17 protein-coding genes are annotated in these 17106 nt (G+C 69.9%); 12 read left to right on the top strand and 5 right to left on the bottom strand.

Annotation, left to right across the window (positions count from 1 at the left end; genetic code table 11):
• Positions 1-21: 21 nt before the first annotated feature.
• The 7 genes from I3K84_RS12975 to I3K84_RS12945 all read left to right on the top strand — a co-directional run bounded on the left by I3K84_RS12975 (position 22) and on the right by I3K84_RS12945 (position 6038).
• Positions 22-636 carry a LysE family transporter gene (locus I3K84_RS12975; RefSeq protein ID WP_172204982.1) on the top strand — a complete coding sequence of 205 codons (615 nt, stop codon included), beginning with the start codon at positions 22-24 and terminating at the stop codon, positions 634-636.
• A 16-nt stretch (positions 637-652) separates the two neighbouring features.
• Complete coding sequence (locus I3K84_RS12970; RefSeq protein ID WP_011803501.1) at positions 653-1423, top strand: ParA family protein; 771 nt, start codon at positions 653-655, stop codon at positions 1421-1423.
• An 86-nt stretch (positions 1424-1509) separates the two neighbouring features.
• Positions 1510-2052 (top strand): alpha/beta hydrolase, encoded by a 543-nt coding sequence (locus I3K84_RS12965; RefSeq protein WP_088887981.1) that lies wholly within the window; start codon positions 1510-1512, stop codon positions 2050-2052.
• A gap of 6 nt (positions 2053-2058) precedes the next feature.
• The gene (locus tag I3K84_RS12960) at positions 2059-3054 is read left to right on the top strand and encodes a ParB/RepB/Spo0J family partition protein (RefSeq protein WP_011803503.1); all 996 of its coding nucleotides are present in this window, start codon (positions 2059-2061) and stop codon (positions 3052-3054) included.
• 25 nt (positions 3055-3079) lie between these two features.
• Positions 3080-3877 carry a trans-aconitate 2-methyltransferase gene (locus I3K84_RS12955; protein ID WP_196994697.1) on the top strand — a complete coding sequence of 266 codons (798 nt, stop codon included), beginning with the start codon at positions 3080-3082 and terminating at the stop codon, positions 3875-3877.
• Between the two features lie 160 nt (positions 3878-4037).
• Positions 4038-5078 (top strand): peptidoglycan-binding domain-containing protein, encoded by a 1041-nt coding sequence (locus tag I3K84_RS12950; protein ID WP_196994696.1) that lies wholly within the window; start codon positions 4038-4040, stop codon positions 5076-5078.
• 243 nt (positions 5079-5321) lie between these two features.
• On the top strand, positions 5322-6038 hold the full coding sequence (locus I3K84_RS12945; RefSeq protein WP_231403325.1) for an N-acetyltransferase: 717 nt from the start codon (positions 5322-5324) through the stop codon (positions 6036-6038).
• Between the two features lie 65 nt (positions 6039-6103).
• Here the strand turns inward: I3K84_RS12945 and I3K84_RS12940 are convergent, their stop codons facing one another.
• A complete protein-coding gene (locus I3K84_RS12940; RefSeq protein ID WP_231403324.1) occupies positions 6104-7024 on the bottom strand; it encodes a helix-turn-helix domain-containing protein in 921 nt (306 codons plus the stop codon).
• A gap of 59 nt (positions 7025-7083) precedes the next feature.
• Here I3K84_RS12940 and I3K84_RS12935 point away from each other — a divergent pair, with 59 nt between their 5' ends.
• The 3 genes from I3K84_RS12935 (at position 7084) to wrbA (ending at position 10129) form a co-directional block, all read left to right on the top strand.
• Positions 7084-8331, top strand: coding sequence for an MFS transporter (locus I3K84_RS12935; RefSeq protein WP_019373989.1), 1248 nt, complete (start codon positions 7084-7086; stop codon positions 8329-8331).
• Positions 8332-8644: 313 nt separating this feature from the next.
• Positions 8645-9388 (top strand): gamma-glutamylcyclotransferase, encoded by a 744-nt coding sequence (locus tag I3K84_RS12930; RefSeq protein WP_196994695.1) that lies wholly within the window; start codon positions 8645-8647, stop codon positions 9386-9388.
• A gap of 138 nt (positions 9389-9526) precedes the next feature.
• The gene (gene wrbA / locus I3K84_RS12925; RefSeq protein ID WP_019373987.1) at positions 9527-10129 is read left to right on the top strand and encodes an NAD(P)H:quinone oxidoreductase; all 603 of its coding nucleotides are present in this window, start codon (positions 9527-9529) and stop codon (positions 10127-10129) included.
• Positions 10130-10339: 210 nt separating this feature from the next.
• Here wrbA and I3K84_RS12920 read toward each other — a convergent pair whose 3' ends face one another.
• Positions 10340-11764, bottom strand: coding sequence for an FAD-binding oxidoreductase (locus I3K84_RS12920; protein ID WP_123675402.1), 1425 nt, complete (start codon positions 11762-11764; stop codon positions 10340-10342).
• 281 nt (positions 11765-12045) lie between these two features.
• Positions 12046-12426 carry a calcium-binding protein gene (locus tag I3K84_RS12915; protein WP_012655178.1) on the bottom strand — a complete coding sequence of 127 codons (381 nt, stop codon included), beginning with the start codon at positions 12424-12426 and terminating at the stop codon, positions 12046-12048.
• A gap of 155 nt (positions 12427-12581) precedes the next feature.
• Here I3K84_RS12915 and I3K84_RS12910 point away from each other — a divergent pair, with 155 nt between their 5' ends.
• Complete coding sequence (locus I3K84_RS12910) at positions 12582-13154, top strand: cob(I)yrinic acid a,c-diamide adenosyltransferase (RefSeq protein WP_196994694.1); 573 nt, start codon at positions 12582-12584, stop codon at positions 13152-13154.
• Positions 13155-13496: 342 nt separating this feature from the next.
• On the opposite strand, the gene I3K84_RS12905 is transcribed toward I3K84_RS12910, so the two are convergent.
• A complete protein-coding gene (locus I3K84_RS12905) occupies positions 13497-13919 on the bottom strand; it encodes a hotdog fold thioesterase (protein WP_011803515.1) in 423 nt (140 codons plus the stop codon).
• A 223-nt stretch (positions 13920-14142) separates the two neighbouring features.
• Here I3K84_RS12905 and I3K84_RS12900 point away from each other — a divergent pair, with 223 nt between their 5' ends.
• Positions 14143-15300: an ABC transporter substrate-binding protein gene (locus I3K84_RS12900; RefSeq protein WP_047350913.1), complete on the top strand. Its 1158-nt coding sequence runs from the start codon at positions 14143-14145 to the stop codon at positions 15298-15300.
• Between the two features lie 246 nt (positions 15301-15546).
• Here I3K84_RS12900 and I3K84_RS12895 read toward each other — a convergent pair whose 3' ends face one another.
• Positions 15547-17067: an acetyl-CoA hydrolase/transferase family protein gene (locus I3K84_RS12895; protein ID WP_255519395.1), complete on the bottom strand. Its 1521-nt coding sequence runs from the start codon at positions 17065-17067 to the stop codon at positions 15547-15549.
• Positions 17068-17106 lie beyond the last annotated feature (39 nt).

Raw genomic sequence — 17106 nt, 5'->3', positions numbered from 1 at the left:
CCCGCTTCGCAAGGCGCTCCCATGTTCGGCATTGCAGACTACGGCGCATTCGTCGCCGCCATCGTGTTGTTCCTCGCCATCCCGGGGCCGGGCAATCTGGCGCTCATCACTTCCACCGGCAAGGGCGGTGTGCGCGCCGGCATGGCCGCCTGCATGGGCGTGATCGCCGCCGACCAGGTGCTCATGTGGATGGCGGTGGCGGGCGTGGCGGGCCTGCTGGCAGCGTATCCGGCAGCATTCCATGCCGTGCAATGGCTGGGCGCCGTCTACCTGGGCTGGATGGGCTACAAGATGCTCACCGCCAAGCCGGGGGATGCGCCGGTGCTGAACATCGCGCCGCGCCACTACTTCCGCCAGGGGGCGGTCATCACGCTGCTCAACCCCAAGGCCATCGTGTTCTACATGGCCTTCTTCCCGCTGTTCGTGAACCCGGCCACGCACCGCGGGTTGGTCACCTTCGCCGCCATGGCTGCCACCATCGCCACGCTCACCTTCCTGTACAGCCTGGTTGTGGTGCTGCTCACGCACTTCCTGGCCGAGCGCATGCGCGCCAACCCCACGGTGGCGCGCATGCTGGAGAAAACGGCGGGCGTGTTCCTCATCGGCTTCGGCGTCAAGCTGGCCATTTCCAAGTAATAGCGAATTGCCCCGCATGGCCAAGATATTCTGCATTGCCAACCAAAAGGGTGGGGTCGGCAAGACCACCACTTCCGTCAATCTGGCCGCGGGCCTGGCCAAGATCGGCCAGCGCGTGCTGCTCGTGGACCTGGACCCGCAGGGCAATGCCACCATGGGCTCGGGCGTGGACAAGCGCGCGCTGGAGCTGTCGGTGTACGACGTGCTGCTGGAGTCGGCCTCGGTGCCGGAGGCCGCCGTGCTGTCGGAGCAGTGCGGCTACCGCGTGCTGGGCGCCAACCGCGAACTCGCCGGGGCAGAGGTGGAACTGGTGCCGCTGGAGCAGCGCGAACGCCGCCTGAAAGCCGCCCTGGCGGCGGTGGACTCCGACTACGACTTCGTGCTCATCGACTGCCCGCCCTCCCTGTCCATGCTCACGCTGAACGGCCTGTGCAGCGCCCACGGCGTCATCGTGCCGATGCAGTGCGAGTACTTCGCGCTGGAGGGCCTGACCGATCTGGTGAATACCATCAAGCAGGTGCATGCCAACCTGAATCCCGACCTGCAGATCATCGGCCTGCTGCGCGTGATGTTCGACCCGCGCATCACGCTGCAAAGCCAGGTCAGCGAGCAGCTCAAGGACCACTTCGGCGACAAGGTGTTCGACACCGTGATCCCGCGCAACGTGCGCCTGGCCGAGGCGCCCAGCTACGGTTTGCCCGGCGTGGTGTTCGATCCTGCGGCCAAGGGCAGCCAGGCTTTTCTGGAGTTCGCGCGCGAGATGGTGGAGCGCGTGAAGCGCATGTGATGCCTGGCCAAGGTCTTACAGGTCAAAATAGACTCCAAGGCTTATTGGATAAGCGCTATAAGCTATATAAATCATAGTAACGCCGCATGAATCCCTCGCAGATCCTCCTCCTGCCCGGCTGGCAGAACTCCGGCCCCGGCCACTGGCAAACCGAGTGGGAGCGGCTGCATGGTTACCAGCGCGTGCAGCAGCACGATTGGATGCGTCCATTACGCGGCGACTGGTCCGCGCGGCTGGAAGAGGTCGTGGCTGATGCGCCGGGCGAGGTGGTGCTGGCCGCACACAGCCTGGGGTGCATCCTCACCGCTTGGTGGGCGGCGCACACCCGCCACGCGCACAAGGTGCGCGGCGCCCTGCTGGTGGCGCCGGGCGATGTGGAGCGGCCCGACTTGGCCGCGCAGATCCCCGGCTGGGCGCCCATCGCGCGCCAGGTGCTGCCCTTTCCGGCCGTGCTGGTGGGCAGCCAGGACGATCCCTACTGCAGCTTTGAGCGTGCGCAGACGCTGGCCGGTGCATGGGGCGCACGCTTCGTGGATTCTGGGCCCCGCGGCCATATCAACGCCGATTCCGACCTGGGCGACTGGCCCGAAGGGCACGCACTGCTGCGCGCATTGATGAACAAGGACTGAAGACACATGGTCACCAAGAAACCCAAGGGCCTGGGACGCGGCCTGGAAGCACTGCTGGGCCCCAAGGTGGCCGACAAGGCGCCCGCCGGCGCCAACGCAGCGGGTGCGGCAGACGGGCCGGTGAGCACGCTGGCCCTGGACCGTCTCGTGCCCGGCATCTACCAGCCGCGCACGCGCATGGACGAGGGCGCGCTGTACGAACTGGCCGAATCCATCAAGGCCCAGGGCATCATGCAGCCGATCCTTGTGCGTCGCCTTGACGACGAACAGGCGCAACAGCGCCGCCAGGAGCGTGCATCGCAGGGGGCTTCGGCAGCGATGGGTGCCCTCAGCGCCAGTGGGCCGTTGTACGAAATCATCGCGGGCGAGCGGCGCTTTCGCGCCTCGCGCCTGGCGGGCCTGGCCGAGGTGCCGGTGCTGGTGCGCGACGTGCCCAACGAGGCGGCCGCGGCCATGGCGCTCATCGAGAACATCCAGCGCGAAGACCTCAACCCGCTGGAAGAGGCCCAGGGCCTGCAGCGCCTGATCCGCGAGTTCGGCCTCACCCACGAACAGGCGGCGCAGGCCGTGGGGCGCTCGCGCAGCGCGGCGAGCAACCTGCTGCGCCTTTTGAACCTGGCCGAGCCGGTGCAGACCATGCTCATGGCCGGCGACATCGACATGGGCCACGCGCGCGCGTTGCTGTCGCTGGAGCGCGCGGCGCAGATCACCGCGGGCAACCAGATCGCGGCGAAGAAGCTGTCGGTGCGCGAGGCCGAGAGCCTCGTCAAGAAGCTGGGTGCGGAGTTCGCCCTCACGCCGCAAAAGCCCAAGAAGGACAAGTCGCGCGACCTCAAGCGCGTGGAGGAAGAGTTGTCCGACCTGCTCATGGCCGAGGTCGAGGTGCGCGTCAAGAAGCGCGTCAAGCGCGGCAGCCGGGTTGAGGAGATGGGCGAGCTGGCCATCCAGTTTGGCTCGCTGGAGGCGCTCAACGGCCTCATCGAGCGCCTGCGGGGCGGCTGACGCCGCATCGTTGCGGCCCGTGCCCATGCCGCGCCGGCCCCGCCGACCCCATCATCTGCACGCGCCGCCGCCGCGGCGCATCGTCCTGCCCTGGCCGCTGCCGGCGGTGCTGGTGTGGGCGGCGGCGTGGCTGCTGTTCGCGGGCTTGCGCGGCAGCGTGGCCCCGCTGGCGGCGCTCGGGCTGGCCTGCGCCGTGGGTGTGGCGGGCAGCCTGCTGGCGCAGGGCTGGTGGCGCCGCGGCCTGATCGCGCTGGGCTTTCCCTTGTCGGCGGCACTGGGCGGCGCGGTGGCGCTACCGGCCTGGGGCTGGCTGCTGCCGCTGGCGCTGCTGCTGCTGGTGTATCCGCTCAACGCCTGGCGTGATGCGCCGCTGTTTCCCACCCCGCCGGGTGCGCTGCACGGCCTGCAGGACGCCGCGCCGCTGCCCGCGGGTGCTGCCGTGCTGGACGCCGGCTGCGGCCTGGGCGATGGCCTCAAGGCCCTGCGCGCGGCCTATCCGCAGGCGCGGCTGCACGGCCTGGAGTGGAGCGGACCTTTGGCGTTGCTGTGCCGGCTGCGCTGCCCCTGGGCGCGCGTGCGGCGCGGTGACCTCTGGGCCGCAGACTGGGGCGGTTACGACCTTGTGTACGTGTTCCAGCGGCCCGAGAGCATGGCCCGTGTGGCCGCGAAGGCCCGCGCGGAGATGGCGCCGGGCAGCTGGCTCGTGAGTCTGGCGTTCGCCGTGCCGGGCGTGTGCCCCAGCGCGCGGCTGGATTCCTTCGCCGGCCATGCGGTGTGGATCTACCAATTGCCTTTGCCGGGGGACGGTGCTGCGCCACACTAAAACGAAACAACTTGCAAACATCGGTTGCAAAAACTGCCGAATCGGTATGATTTTGCATTCACGTCGGCCACGCCGGTCCTGTACCGGGTGCGCAGACCGCTCGGTTGAGACGTGTCCACACACCCCGGAATGCAAGAAAAGAGAGAGAGGAAGGAAAGCTATGTCCCGTAAACCACTGACGCTGCTGGCGGCCGCCTGCGCCGCCCTGGCCCTGACCGGCTGCGAAACCACCAACATGCGGATGGGCAGCGCCGAGTCCAAGACCGTGGCCACCGGCGCTGCCGCCGGCGGCAGCGCCGCCAACGAGAGCGGCCAGCTGGAGCGCTGCCAGTCGCCCCTGGGCACCGTGTCGCTGGTCGAGAACCAGGACGCCGGCTGGTACACCATCCTGCGCAACGAGTACAAGCTGCCCCCCACGGCCAACCTGCTGCGCCTGCTGATCCAGCAGTCCAACTGCTTCATCGTGGTGGAGCGCGGCGCAGCCGGCATGCGCGCCATGGACCGCGAGCGCCAGCTCATGGGCTCCGGCGAGATGCGCGGCGGCAGCAACTTTGGCCGGGGCCAGATGGTGGCGTCCGACTACGGCTTGTCGCCCGAGATCATCTTCTCGAACAACGACGCAGGCGCCATCGGCGGCGTGCTGGGCGGCCTGATCGGCGGCGGCAGCGGCCGTGCGCTGGCGGCCGTCGGCGGCGGCCTGAAGACGCGCGAGGCCAGCGCCATGCTGACCCTGGTGGACAACCGCTCGGGCGTGCAGGTGGCGGCCTCTGAAGGCAGCGCCTCCAAGAGCGACTTTGCCGGCTTCGGCAGCCTGTTCGGCGGCTCGGCCGGCGGTGGCCTGGGGGGCTACCAGAACACCGCGCAAGGCAAGGTGATCACCGCTGCGTTCATGGATGCCTACAACCAAATGGTTGTGGCGCTGCGCAGCTACAAGGCGCAGTCGGTGCAGGGCCAGGGCCTGGGCGGCGGCGGCAAGCTGTCGGTGGACGGCGGGGCGGCTCCGTCGCAAACCAGGGCGGGCGCAGCCATGTCGGTGCGCGAGGCGCAGGAGCGCCTGAACGCCATGGGCTACAACGTCGGCACGCCCGACGGCTCCGCAGGCCCGAAAACGGCCAAGGCGCTGCGCGAATTCCAGCAGTCCCAGGGCCTGCCCGTCACCGGCCGCCTGGACTCGGCCACGGCCGGCGCGCTGTCGCGCTGAGCGGGGCGCAAGGGGCTTGGCCCCCGGCAAGCAAGCGGCCTTCGGGCCGCTTTTTCGTGGGCGCTTTATGGGGGAAGTGCTTCGTTATTCATAGCTGCCAGCGCTTTTCTTGCAAGGGCTATAGCCCGAAAACACCATGAACGGCACGGTATCGCACCCGCGGGGTGCGGTATCGCCGGCGGGGCTGGCCGTCAGGCGCGCGGTGGCCTAGCATGCGCGCCGCATTGTTATTGCCGCAGTTCCATGTACCTGTCCCTGCCGCCGTTCTGGTCGTCATGGCTGGCGTGCCCCAAGCCGCCACCCGCCCCCGACGCTTCTGGCGTTTTTTCCTCCTTTCTTGATGTCTCCCGGCGCCAGGCGCGCCGCCTCGCGCAGCCCGCCGAGCTGCGCATCGACGTGGACCCGCCCGACGCCACGATCGAGCAGGAACTCTCGGCCCTGCACCAGCGGCTGCACTCTCCCGGTGACGCCCTGCATGGCCTGCCCTCCACGCCGCTGCCGGGGCACCCCGGCCTTTTTGTGCGCAGCCGCGTGGCCGATGGCGAGCTGTACGTCTACATCGAAGACCCGCTGCGCCAGTGCCTGGCGGGCACCACGGTCTTCAACCGCCTCGTCGAACTGAACCGCCGCGCCGACCGCCACCTGCGCGCGCCGCATTCGCGCTACGCGCCCGCCTACCAGCGCCGGGGCCTTGCCACGGCCGTGTACCGCTGGGCGCTGGACGGCGGGCAGTGCCTGGTGTCCGGCGCGCGCCAGTCCACAGGGGCCCATGCGCTGTGGCAGCGCCTGGGGCGTGATTACCCGCAGGGCTATGTCTGCCTGCAGCACAAGACCCCGCGCTACCTGGGCCGCCAGGTGGATGCGCGGGTGCAGGAAGCCCTGGCCACGCGCCGCCTGCTGCTGGGCCGGGGCTGGACGCTGGCCCGGCTGGCCGCCGCCACGGGCATGCTGTCTGCGTAGTGCTCCTGAAAAAAGAGCTGCTTGCGCTTATGGGATAAGCGCTGGAGCCCTATTTGCCTTGAGATCTACGGCGACCCCAGGAAGCGTCCCGGCGCCAGCCCCACGGCCCGCCGCACCATGGCGCTGAAGGCACTGGGGCTGTTGTAGCCCAGTTCCGCCGCGATCTGGTTGATGGGCTTGCGCCCCGCGGCCAGCGCCACGGCGCGCGCCAGGATCACCTGTTGGCGCCACTGCGTGAAGGTGCTGCCCAGCTCCTGGCGAAAGAGGCGCGCCACCGTGCGCGGGCTGGCGCCGGTGTCGCGCGCCCAGTCGGCCAGCGTGTCGTGGCGCGTGGGATCGGCCAGCACCGCCTCGCACAGGTGGCGCAGGCGCTTGTCGCGCGGCAGGTCCACGCCCAGGCGCACGCTGCTGGCACGGCGCAACTCGTCCAGGATCAGCGCGCTCAGGTGGCGCTCGCGGTGCAGCAGCTCGGGCGGCGGTGGGGCGCCGTCGTCGGGGTCGGTGGGCATCTCGCGCACCACGGCGCGCAGCAGCTCGGACACCTCCAGCACGCGGCACTGGCGCCAGGGCTCTTCCTGCGCGCGCGCGACGGCGGGGCCGCAGCGCCCGGGCGGCTGGTAGAAGTACAGCGTGCGCAGGTCGGCGTCTTCCACCATGGTCACGGCGTGCTCCACGCCCGGGGGGATCCACAGCGCGCGCGAGGGCGGCACGATGTAGGTGCCGCGCGGCACCGTCAGGCGCAGCACGCCCGTGGTGGAGATGGCCACCTGCGCCCAGGGATGGCTGTGCGGGCGCACCTGTGTGTCGGCGCGCAGTTCGCGGTGCTTGGCGCGCACGGGGCGCTCCCGGCTGGGCACGAACAGGTGCGGCGTGAGCGACTCCACGTACGACAGCACGCGCACCGGCCGCGCGGCGCGGCCGGCGGTGCTGGCCGCGACGGGCTCGGCAGGCGGCGGGGCAGGGCGGGCAAGGGACGGGCTTGGCATGATCGCGACAGCAATTGGCCGACTATCGTATATCGGCCGCGGCTGCCTTGCCTAAGATCATGCCCATGACGACTGCTGTCCCCACCCTGCGCCAGGATGCGCGCACCATTGGCCTGATCGGCCTTGCGCACGGCTCCTCGCACTTCTTTCACCTGCTGCTGCCGCCGCTGTTTCCGTTCCTCATCGCGGAGTTCGGCTACAGCTATTCCGAACTGGGGCTGCTGGTCTCGGTGTTCTTCGTGGTCTCCGGCGTGGGTCAGGCGCTGTCGGGCTTCCTGGTGGACCGCGTGGGCGCACGCCCGGTGCTGTTCGCCGCGCTGGCCAGCTTTGCGCTGGCGGGCCTCACCGCGGGCAGCGCCAGCGGCTACCTCGGCCTGGTGGTGGCGTCGGTGCTGGCGGGCCTGGGCAATGCGCCGTTCCACCCGGTGGACTTCACCATCCTCAACAAGCGTGTGTCGCCCGCGCGGCTGGGCCACGGCTTCTCGGTGCACGGCATCTCGGGCAACCTGGGCTGGGCCACCGCGCCGCTGTTCATGGCGGGCATCGCCACGGCCACGGGATCCTGGCGCATGGCCTGCCTGAGCGGCGGTGCGCTGGCGCTGGTGGTGCTGGCCGTCATGGTGTGGAACCGCGACGCGCTGGACGATCGCCAGGGCGCCTGGGCGCATGCGCCGGCCAAGGGCGCCACGGGCAGCGCGCACGCGCAGGAACACCCCATGGCCTTCCTCAAGCTGCCGGCCGTGTGGCTGTGCTTCTCGTTCTTCTTCTGGAGCACCTGCTCGCTCAGCGCCATCCAGAGCTTTGCCGCCCCGGCGCTGCAGCGGATGTACGACATGCCGCTGTCGCTGACCTCTATGGTGGTCACGGGCTACATGCTGTGCAGCGCCGTGGGCATGGTGATCGGGGGCTTCCTCGTGGGCCGCGTGGTGCGGCTGGAAAAGACCATCAGCATCTGCCTGATGGCCTCCGCCGCGCTGCTGGTGCTGGTGGGGCTGGGCGCACTGCCCGGCACGGTGGCGCTGGCCGTGGCCGCGCTGGCGGGCATGGGCGTGGGCATTGCCGGTCCGTCGCGCGACATGCTCATCAAGCGCGCCGCGCCCCCCGGCGCCACGGGCCGCGTGTACGGCACGGTGTATTCGGGGCTGGACCTGGGCTTTTCCGTCGCGGCGCCGTTGTTTGGCGTGCTGCTGGACCGCGGGCAGACCGCCGACATCTTCTACGGTTCGGCCCTGGCGCTGGTGCTGAGTGTGGTCTCGGCGGCACTGGTGGGCGGTGGCGTGGCACGGCGCCAGGCGCAGGCTGCGTGATAGGTGCCGGGGGCTTCCAGCGCTTACGTAGCAAGCGCTAACAGCTATTGAAACAGGAGCGATGGCGCGCCCTCCAGGGCAAGCCCTGCGCCGCGCATACCGGCTTGGCGGTTCCCCTGCCGCTGGGCGCGGGGCGGCAAGCGTTCGTCGCAGCCTGCATTCGGCCGTTATGCAGGACGGTGTGATGCGCTCTGGCCCATTGATCAAGCGGTGGATACGAAATACAGTGAACCGCAGTGAAGAGCGGCGCGCCGCCGCGCCGTTCTCCAGCGTACGGACCCGCTCCTTCCCCGGTTCTGCATCGACCCCACCCATGGAACCCCACGCCTTCAGGCACCTGCCCGAACTGCAAGGACGGCTCACGCCGCCCCAGGCCAGCGGGCTGCGCCTGACCGACGAGGTGCTCGCCGCCTGGGATGCGCAGGCGCGCCAGCAGGGCCTGTCCGCCGACTGGCGGCTGCCCGATGACGTGGTCGAGCGCTCACGCCAGGCCGTGCTGGCGCAGAGCGAGAGGTGCGACCTCTGGGTGTTTGCCTACGGCTCGCTGATGTGGAACCCCGCCATCCACTTTGACGAGGTGCGCCGCGCCCGGCTCGCGGACCATGCGCGCCGCTTCGCGCTGGCCACCACGATCGGCCGCGGTACACCCGACAGCCCGGGGCTGGTGCTCACGCTGCAGCGCGGCGTGGGTGACTGCGAGGGGTTGGCATTCCGCATTCCGCAGGCGCTGCTGGAGCGGGAGTCGCGCATGCTGTGGCGGCGCGAAATGATCCACGGCAGCTACTGCCCGGGCTTTCAACCGCTGCACACGCCGCAGGGCGGTGTGCGCGCGCTGGTGCTGTCCGCCAACACCGCGCACCCGCTGCACCGCGGCGGGCTGTCGCTGGACGACACCGCGGCCATCATCGCCAGCGCGCAGGGCAGCGTGGGCAGCAACCGCGACTACCTGGATCAGCTGGCGTGCCAACTCGACCTACTGGGCATCCGCGATGACTACGTGCGCTGCCTGGCTGCCCGGGTGCGCGCGCACCGCGCGGCGCAGGACCTGGGTGGTTAAGTGAGATCGAACCAGCGCCGGTGGAGCCCGCTGGAGCGGGGTGCCACCGTGTGCTGGCCCATGAAGGCGGCGGGGTGCTGCGCGCGCTGCCTGCCATGCTGCTTGTGGCTGCACAAGCGTTCTTGAAAAGGGAAAGTCATGTCCAAGGTACTCGTTCTCTACTACTCGACTTACGGCCATCTCGAAACCATGGCGCAGGCCGTCGCCGAAGGCGCGCGCTCTGCCGGTGCCACGGTGGACGTGAAGCGCGTGCCCGAAACGGTGCCGCAGGAGATCGCCCGGTCCGCGCACTTCAAGCTGGACCAGTCCGCACCCGTCGCCACCGTGGCCGAGCTGGAAAACTACGACGCGATCATCGTCGGCGCGCCCACGCGCTTTGGCCGCATGCCCTCGCAGATGGGCAGCTTCCTCGACCAGGCGGGCGGCCTGTGGGCGCGCGGCGCCCTCAACGGCAAGGTGGGCGCGGCGTTCACCTCCACCGCCACGCAGCACGGCGGGCAGGAGACGACGCTGTTTTCCATCATCACCAACCTGCTGCACTTCGGCATGGTGATCGTGGGGCTGCCCTACAGCTTCCAGGGCCAGATGACGCTGGACGAAGTGGTGGGCGGCGCCCCCTACGGTGCGACCACCATCGCCGGCGGCCAGGGCCAGCGCCAGCCCAGCGCGACCGAGCTGGACGGCGCACGCTTCCAGGGCCGTCTGGTGGCCGAGACGGCCAACAAGCTGTTCGGCGCCTGAAGCCACGCCGGTGCCGCGCGGCGTGGTCCGCGTGGTGCCGGGTGGTGGAGCGCCTGCCCCCAGCCCAGCCGCGGACCGGCTGGGCTTTTTATTGCCCGCGCGCTCGGGCCCGTTGTGCGGAAAACAAGGGTAAAAAAGGCCCTAGCGCTTATGCAGCAAGCGCTTGCAGCTATTGAATCAGGAGTGCCCGCGCGGCCGCCGCGGTGCAGGCTATAGCGCGAAGATCTTGCCCGGATTGAGGATGTTCTGCGGGTCCAGCGCGCGCTTGATGGCGCGCATCATCTCCACCGCGCCCTCGCCGGCCTCGTCCACCAGAAAGCCCATCTTGTGCACGCCCACGCCGTGCTCGCCGGTGCAGGTGCCGCCCAGGCGCAGCGCGCGCGCCACGAGCTGGTGGTTGAGCCGCTCGGCTGTCTCGCGCTCGGCGGGGACGGCCGGGTCCAGCAGGTAGCCGAAGTGGAAGTTGCCGTCGCCCACGTGGCCCACCAGGAAGTAGGGGATGCCGCTCGCGTCGGCCTCGGCCACGGAGTCGAGCAGGCAGTCGGCCAGGCGGCTGATGGGCACGCAGGTGTCGGTGCTGATGGCCTTGCAGCCGGGGCGGCTCTGTACGGCGGCAAAGTAGGCGTTGTGCCGCGCGGTCCACAGGCGCGTGCGCTCCTCGGGCGTGGTGGCCCATTCAAACGCGTTGCCGTCCCATTCGCGTGCAATGTCCTGTACCACCTCGGCCTGCTCCTGCACGCCAGCGGGCGAGCCATGGAATTCCATCAGCAGCAGCGGCTCCTCGCGCAGACGGAGCTTGCTGTGGGCGTTGACCATGCGCACGCTGTTGGCGTCGATGAGCTCCACGCGCGCGATCGGCACACCGAGCTGGATGGTCTGGATCACCGTGCGCACGGCGGCCTCGATGGTGGGAAACGAGCAGATCGCCGCGCTCACCGCCTCGGGCAGCGGGTACAGGCGCACGGTGACCTCGGTGAACAGGCCCAGCGTGCCCTCGCTGCCCACCATCAGGCGCGTGAGGTCGTAGCCCGCGCTGCTCTTCTTGGCGCGCGTGCCGGTGCGGATCACCTCGCCACGGGCGGTGACCACCTCCAGCGCCAGCACGTTCTCGCGCATGGTGCCGTAGCGCACGGCGTTGGTGCCGCTGGCGCGCGTGGCGGCCATGCCGCCGATGCTGGCGTCGGCGCCGGGGTCGATGGGGAAGAACAGGCCCGTGTCCTTGATCGCCTCATTGAGCTGCTTGCGCGTGATGCCGGGCTGCACGGTCACGGTGAGGTCGTCGGCGTCAACGGACAGCACCCGGTTCATGCGGCCCATGTCGATGCTGATGCCGCCCTGGACGGCCAGCAAGTGCCCTTCGAGCGACGAGCCCGCGCCGTAGGGGATCACTGGCACGCCATACTGCGCGGCCAGGCGCACGGCGTCCTGCACGTCCTGCGTGCTCTCGGCAAAGACCACGGCCGCAGGCGGGGGCGCCTGCAGCGAGCCCTCGTCGCGCCCGTGCTGCTCGCACACCGCCTGCGCCGCCGAGTACTGCGCGCCAAAGCGTGCGGCCAGCGCGTCCAGCATCGCCTGCGGCACGGGGCGCGGCGTGGTCAGGGGTTGCAGATGGGCGGTGGTCGCGGGGGCGTTCATGGCGGGCTTCCTTCAAGGCGCGTGGGTGGCGGCCATTCTAGAAGTCCGGGCTGCGGCCTGCGGGCCGCGTGTTGAGAGTCCACCATGGTCGGCCTGTGGCGAAAGGCCGATCTAGCGTGTATCCATGGAAAAACCCCGCCCGCACCCTGGAGGACAGTGCAGGCGGGGGGTGGTGGCGGCCCGAGAGGGCGGGGTCGCCCAGACGGGCCGCCCAGGACGGGTACGGCGTTGCGCTCGAAGGGTGCGTAATCAATGCTTGACCATGCCCGTCCCTTTAAGCGTCAAGACCGGCTGCCGGCCTCGAACTCGGTGCGGGACAGGCTGCCGTTCTTGTCCTTGTCCAGCGCCTGGAAGCGGTTGGCGATGGCGGGTAGCTGGCCCGCCTCGGCGCTGCTCAGCTGGCCGTCGCGGTTGGCATCGGCGCGTTCAAAGGCGCTGGCGCTGGCGCTGCTGCCGCTGGGCGTGGCCGTGCTGCTGCCGCCAAAGGTCGCTTTGGGCTGCGTTGTGGCTGGGCCCGGCCCCGTCTGGTACTGCGGTTGTGCGGAGGGGGCGCTGGGCGTCTGGGCCTGCGCCGCCGCACCGCCCACGGTCAGCGCCGCAAACAGCATCACGCTGCGGGCATCGAAGGAGGGGAGGGTGCGTCGTTGCGGTGTGTGAGGCATCGATTCGGCTCCGGTGGAAGTTGAACAGGCCTTCATTGCACCGCAGCATGGATGCCGCAGCCAGCACTTTTGCCCGCTGTTGCCCGTCTCCACAATGGCCCGGCGGATGTAACGCACAATCGTCGCCCCGGCCCCGAATGAGGAGGAAACGCGCCATGGGAAACAGACTGACACAAATCGCCACGCGCACCGGCGACGACGGGTCTACGGGCCTGGGCGACGACACCCGCGTGTCCAAGGCCAGCGGCCGCCCGCAGGCCATGGGCGACGTGGACGAGCTCAACTCCCACATCGGCCTGCTGCTGTGCGAGCCGCTGCCCGCGGACATGCGCGAGCTGCTGATCGACGTGCAGCACCAGCTGTTCAACCTGGGCGGCGAGCTGTCCATGCCCGGCTACGAGCTGCTCAAGGACGATGCGCTGCTGCAGTTGGACAACGCGCTCGCGCGCTACAACGCCGAGCTGCCGCGGCTGCTGGAATTCATCCTGCCCGCGGGCACGCGCGCCGCCTGCCAGGCCCATGTGTGCCGCACGGTGGCCCGCCGCGCCGAGCGCGCCGTGGTGGCGCTGCAGCAGCACGAGACCATGCGCGCCGCGCCGCGCCAGTACCTGAACCGCCTGTCCGACCTGCTGTTCGTGCTCTCGCGCGCGCTCAACCGCATGGACGGCGGCAGCGAGGTCTACTGGAAGAGCGAGCGCCTGGCACGCCAGAACGATGCTACTGAATAAGTAGCTGCCAGCGCAGACTGGTCAAGTGCTGCGGCACGATGGGGCGCATAAGTCTCCGCAACGCGGCAGGTGCGCCGGCGCGCAATCCATCACCCCGCTCCAACCTTCCGAAAGCCGCAGCGCAGGCCGCAGGCGCTGTCTTTGGGCGCGAGTGGGGTGGTGTTGCTATTAAAAAAGTAGCTGCTCGCGCTTATCCATCAGGCGCTACACCCCGATTGGACCCATTGTCCCACTGCGGCCCGGAACGGTGCCGGCGCGCGATCCCTCGCCACGCTGCCTCTTCCGAAGTCCGCGGAGCAGGCCACGCCAGCAGACGCCGCGCAGCGCCTCAGGGGGATGCCTTTATTTCGGCGCCAGCATCGCCATGGTGATGCGCGACACGCAGGTCAGCTCGCCCGCGTCGTTCACCATGTCGATCTGCCAGACCTGTGTGGTCTTGCCGATGTGCACCGGCCGGGCCGTGCCCGTGACCCATCCGCTCCTGGCGGCGCGCAGGTGGTTGGCGTTGATGTCCAGGCCCACGGCCAGCCAGCCCTCGGGGCTGGCGTGGTAGGCGCCCACCGAGCCCAGCGTCTCGGCCAGCACCACGCTCACGCCGCCGTGCAGCAGGCCGAAGGGCTGGCGCGTGCGCTCGTCCACGGGCACGCGCGCGCGCAGGAAGTCGTCGCCGACTTCGGTGAACTCGATGCCCAGGTGGCTCACGGCGGTGTTGGCGCTGGAGGCGGTGATCAGCGCGAGGGTGGTGGGTTTTTTCCAGAGGGACATGGTCTGAGGGGTCTCACATCAGGGCTGCGCCCGGCAGCGGCGCCGGGCTTTGGCACGATTGGTGGGCTCGGTGGCGGAAGTTGCAACCTCCACGCGCCCAGAATCGACCGGTTTGCTCGTTTGGAGCTTATCCGTTTCCCGTGCGCAGTGCTTTGCGCGGCCCACCAGCGGGCCGGGGCGCCGCGGGGCAGCCTTCCCATCCAACCCACACATTCCTTTGACCATGCAACGCCGCCAGTTTGTCCTCCAAGCCGGCCGAGCCGCCGCCCTCGCGGCCGCGCCGGCCTTCGTGCTCCCGGCCCGTGCGCAGGACGCGCCAGGCGTGTCCGCCAAGGCCCTCTCGATCGGCTGCTCGGCCGCCATGAGCGGCCCGCTGCTGGGCTTTGGCACCGACATCCAGCTGGGCGCGGGCGCTGCTTTCGCGCAGGCCAACGCGCGCGGCGGTGTGCATGGGCGCACGCTGCAGCTGCAGATGGTGGACGACGCCTATGACCCCGAGCGCACGCTGGCCAACGTCAAGCAGATCATCGGCCAGGGCAGCGCACTGGCGCTGCTGTCGTGCGTGGGCACGCCCAACAACGCGGCCATCGTGCCGCTGGTGGAAGAGGCCGGTATTCCCTACGTGGCGCCGATCACGGGCGCGTCGTCGCTGCGCAAGACCACGCGCAACGTGTTCCATGTGCGCGCCAGCTACACCGACGAGGTGCAGCGCCTCATCCAGCGACTGGCGGGCATGGGCCTGAAGGGCATCGGCGTGGTGTACCTGGACAACGGCTACGGCCGCGAAATGCTGGAGGACGCCACGCGCGCCCTGGCGGCACTGAACATGAAGCCCGCCGTGCAGGTGGCCGTGGCCACCGACGGCAAGAACCTGCCGCAGGTGCTGCAGGCCGTGGCCGCGGCGCGCCCCTCGGCCGTGCTGCTGGCGACCGCGGGCACGGTGTCCGTGGGCCTGGTGCGCGGCATCAAGAAGGAATCGCCCGGCGTGCTCATGGCCGGCCTGAGCGTGACGCTGCCCAGCGCCAGCCTGGGCCAGCTGGGCGAGGACGGCAGCGGCCTCGCGCTGTCCATGATCGTGCCCGACCCCAACCGCGCCAAGCTGCAGCTGGTGCGCGACTACCAGTCCGCCATGCGCGCGCAGGGCAAGAGCGAGTTCTCGCAAGGCAGCCTGGAGGCTTACGTGAACGCGCGCGTGCTCATCGAAGGCCTGGACCGCGCCGGCAAGGACGTAACCCAGCCCAAGCTGCGCGCGGCGCTGGCGGGCATCCGCAACCTGGACCTGGGCGGCTTCGTGGTGGACTACAGCGGCCAGGCGCCCTACGTGGGCTCGCGCTTCATCGACCTGGGCGTGCTGGGCAGCACGGGCCGCTTCATCGCCTGAAAGCGGCACCGCTGAGGCGCTTTGCGCCTCGGTGCAGCTGCCCAAGGCAGCAGCCCTTCGGGGTCGTCCAAGCCTGCGCAGGCAGCTAGTGCGCGCCGCAGTCCCGCTCTCGTATTTGCTGCGCGATGCGGGCAGGGGGCGCGCCCCACGGCGATGGGGCGGCGCGGCCGGTCCAGGCCCTTGCCTGGGGCGCGCCAGTTCTCCGTTCTTTCTGTAGGCCCCGGGGCGCCAGGGACGGCTGGGCCCTCAGGGCAGCATGCTGCCCGTGGCCAGGCAGCGCTCGTGCCAGGACAAGGCCTCGCCCAGGATGTGGGGCGTGTGCTGCGCGCCCTTGCTGCGCGCGCGGTCGAAATAGTCCTGCAGCAGCGGGCGGAAGTCCGGGTGCGCGCACTTGTCGATGATGACCTGCGCGCGCTGGCGTGGCGACAGGCCGCGCAGGTCGGCCAGGCCCTGCTCGGTGACGATGATCTGCGTGTCGTGCTCGGTGTGGTCCACGTGCGAGACCATGGGCACGATGCAGCTCACCTTGCCGCCCTTGGCCACCGAGGGCGTGACGAAGAACGACAGGTAGCCGTTGCGCGCATAGTCGCCCGAGCCACCGATGCCGTTCATCATGGCCGAGCCCATCACGTGCGTGGAATTGATGTTGCCGTAGATGTCGGCCTCGATCATGGCGTTCATGGCGATCACGCCCAGGCGCCGCACCAGCTCGGGGTGGTTGCTGATCTCCTGCGGGCGCAGCACGATGCGGTCGCGGTAGAAGGCGATGTGTTCGTTGAAGTCCTTCAGCGCCTCGCTGCTCAGCGAGATCGCGGTGGCCGACGCCGCGGTCATCTTGCCGCGCTTGATCAGCTCCAGCATGCCGTCCTGCAGCACCTCGGTGAAGCCCAGCAGTTCGTCGAACGGGCCGTCCAGCAGCCCGGCCAGCACCGCGTTGGCCACGTTGCCCACGCCCGACTGCAGCGGCAGCATGTTCTTGGGCAGGCGGCCCACCTTCACCTCGTGGGCCAGGAAGTCGATGATGTGCGCGGCGATCTGGTTGGAGACTGCGTCGGGCTTGGCGAAGGCCGTGTCGCGGTCGCGCTGGTGCGTCTGGACCACCGCGATCACCTTGGACGGGTCCACGCGCAGGTAGGGCTCGCCGATGCGCTCGGTGGCCTGCGTCAGGTGGATGGGCTGGCGGCGCGGGGGAATGGCCGTGCCGTAGTAGATGTCGTGCATGCCCTCCATCTCGGCGGGCGGCAGCGCGTTCACCTCCAGGATCACCTGGTCGGCGATCTCCAGCCAGGTCTTGTTGTTGCCCACGGCGGACGAGGGGATCAGCCGCCCGTCGGGCAGGATGCCCAGCACCTCCACCACGGCCACCTGCATGCGGCCCAGGAAGCCGAACCACGCGTGCTGCGCCACGTGCGAGAGGTGGATGTCCAGGTAGTCGATCGCGCCCGCGTTGATGCGCTCGCGGCACAGCGGGTCGGACTGGAAGGGCAGGCGCCGGCGCAGGCCGTCCGCCTGGGCCAGCGCGCCGTCCAGTTCGGGCGCGGTGGAGGCGCCCGTCCACAGGTCGATCTGGAACGGCCGTCCCGCCGCCCGCTCGGCCTGCATGCGCGCGGCCAGCGCCTGCGGCACCTGCTTGGGGTAGCCGGCGCCGGTGAAGCCGCTCATGCCGACGGTGGCGCCCGGCGGGATCAGCGCGGCGGCGTCTGCGGCGCTCATGACCTTGCGGCGCAGCGCGGGATTCTGGATGCGGGAGGAGGGCGAAGAAGACACACGGACTCCAGGCGGAAAGACGCCCCGATCTTACCGGGC

Origin of the sequence: Diaphorobacter sp. JS3051 (assembly GCF_015832135.1) — a bacterium.
In the GTDB taxonomy this organism is placed as follows: Bacteria; Pseudomonadota; Gammaproteobacteria; order Burkholderiales; family Burkholderiaceae_C; genus Diaphorobacter; species Diaphorobacter nitroreducens.
The sequence above is the reverse complement of the archived record's forward strand: the minus strand, read 5'-3'. Positions and strand labels throughout refer to the sequence as shown.

What these genes read in the sequence shown, in the direction of transcription:
- I3K84_RS12975 (WP_172204982.1), top strand. Translation starts at nt 22, where the DNA reads ATGTTCGGCATTGCAGACTACGGCGCATTCGTCGCCGCCATCGTGTTG.
- I3K84_RS12970 (WP_011803501.1), top strand. Translation starts at nt 653, where the DNA reads ATGGCCAAGATATTCTGCATTGCCAACCAAAAGGGTGGGGTCGGCAAG.
- I3K84_RS12965 (WP_088887981.1), top strand. Translation starts at nt 1,510, where the DNA reads ATGAATCCCTCGCAGATCCTCCTCCTGCCCGGCTGGCAGAACTCCGGC.
- I3K84_RS12960 (WP_011803503.1), top strand. Translation starts at nt 2,059, where the DNA reads ATGGTCACCAAGAAACCCAAGGGCCTGGGACGCGGCCTGGAAGCACTG.
- I3K84_RS12955 (WP_196994697.1), top strand. Translation starts at nt 3,080, where the DNA reads ATGCCGCGCCGGCCCCGCCGACCCCATCATCTGCACGCGCCGCCGCCG.
- I3K84_RS12950 (WP_196994696.1), top strand. Translation starts at nt 4,038, where the DNA reads ATGTCCCGTAAACCACTGACGCTGCTGGCGGCCGCCTGCGCCGCCCTG.
- I3K84_RS12945 (WP_231403325.1), top strand. Translation starts at nt 5,322, where the DNA reads ATGTACCTGTCCCTGCCGCCGTTCTGGTCGTCATGGCTGGCGTGCCCC.
- I3K84_RS12940 (WP_231403324.1), bottom strand. Translation starts at nt 7,024, where the DNA reads ATGCCAAGCCCGTCCCTTGCCCGCCCTGCCCCGCCGCCTGCCGAGCCC.
- I3K84_RS12935 (WP_019373989.1), top strand. Translation starts at nt 7,084, where the DNA reads ATGCCCATGACGACTGCTGTCCCCACCCTGCGCCAGGATGCGCGCACC.
- I3K84_RS12930 (WP_196994695.1), top strand. Translation starts at nt 8,645, where the DNA reads ATGGAACCCCACGCCTTCAGGCACCTGCCCGAACTGCAAGGACGGCTC.
- wrbA (WP_019373987.1), top strand. Translation starts at nt 9,527, where the DNA reads ATGTCCAAGGTACTCGTTCTCTACTACTCGACTTACGGCCATCTCGAA.
- I3K84_RS12920 (WP_123675402.1), bottom strand. Translation starts at nt 11,764, where the DNA reads ATGAACGCCCCCGCGACCACCGCCCATCTGCAACCCCTGACCACGCCG.
- I3K84_RS12915 (WP_012655178.1), bottom strand. Translation starts at nt 12,426, where the DNA reads ATGCCTCACACACCGCAACGACGCACCCTCCCCTCCTTCGATGCCCGC.
- I3K84_RS12910 (WP_196994694.1), top strand. Translation starts at nt 12,582, where the DNA reads ATGGGAAACAGACTGACACAAATCGCCACGCGCACCGGCGACGACGGG.
- I3K84_RS12905 (WP_011803515.1), bottom strand. Translation starts at nt 13,919, where the DNA reads ATGTCCCTCTGGAAAAAACCCACCACCCTCGCGCTGATCACCGCCTCC.
- I3K84_RS12900 (WP_047350913.1), top strand. Translation starts at nt 14,143, where the DNA reads ATGCAACGCCGCCAGTTTGTCCTCCAAGCCGGCCGAGCCGCCGCCCTC.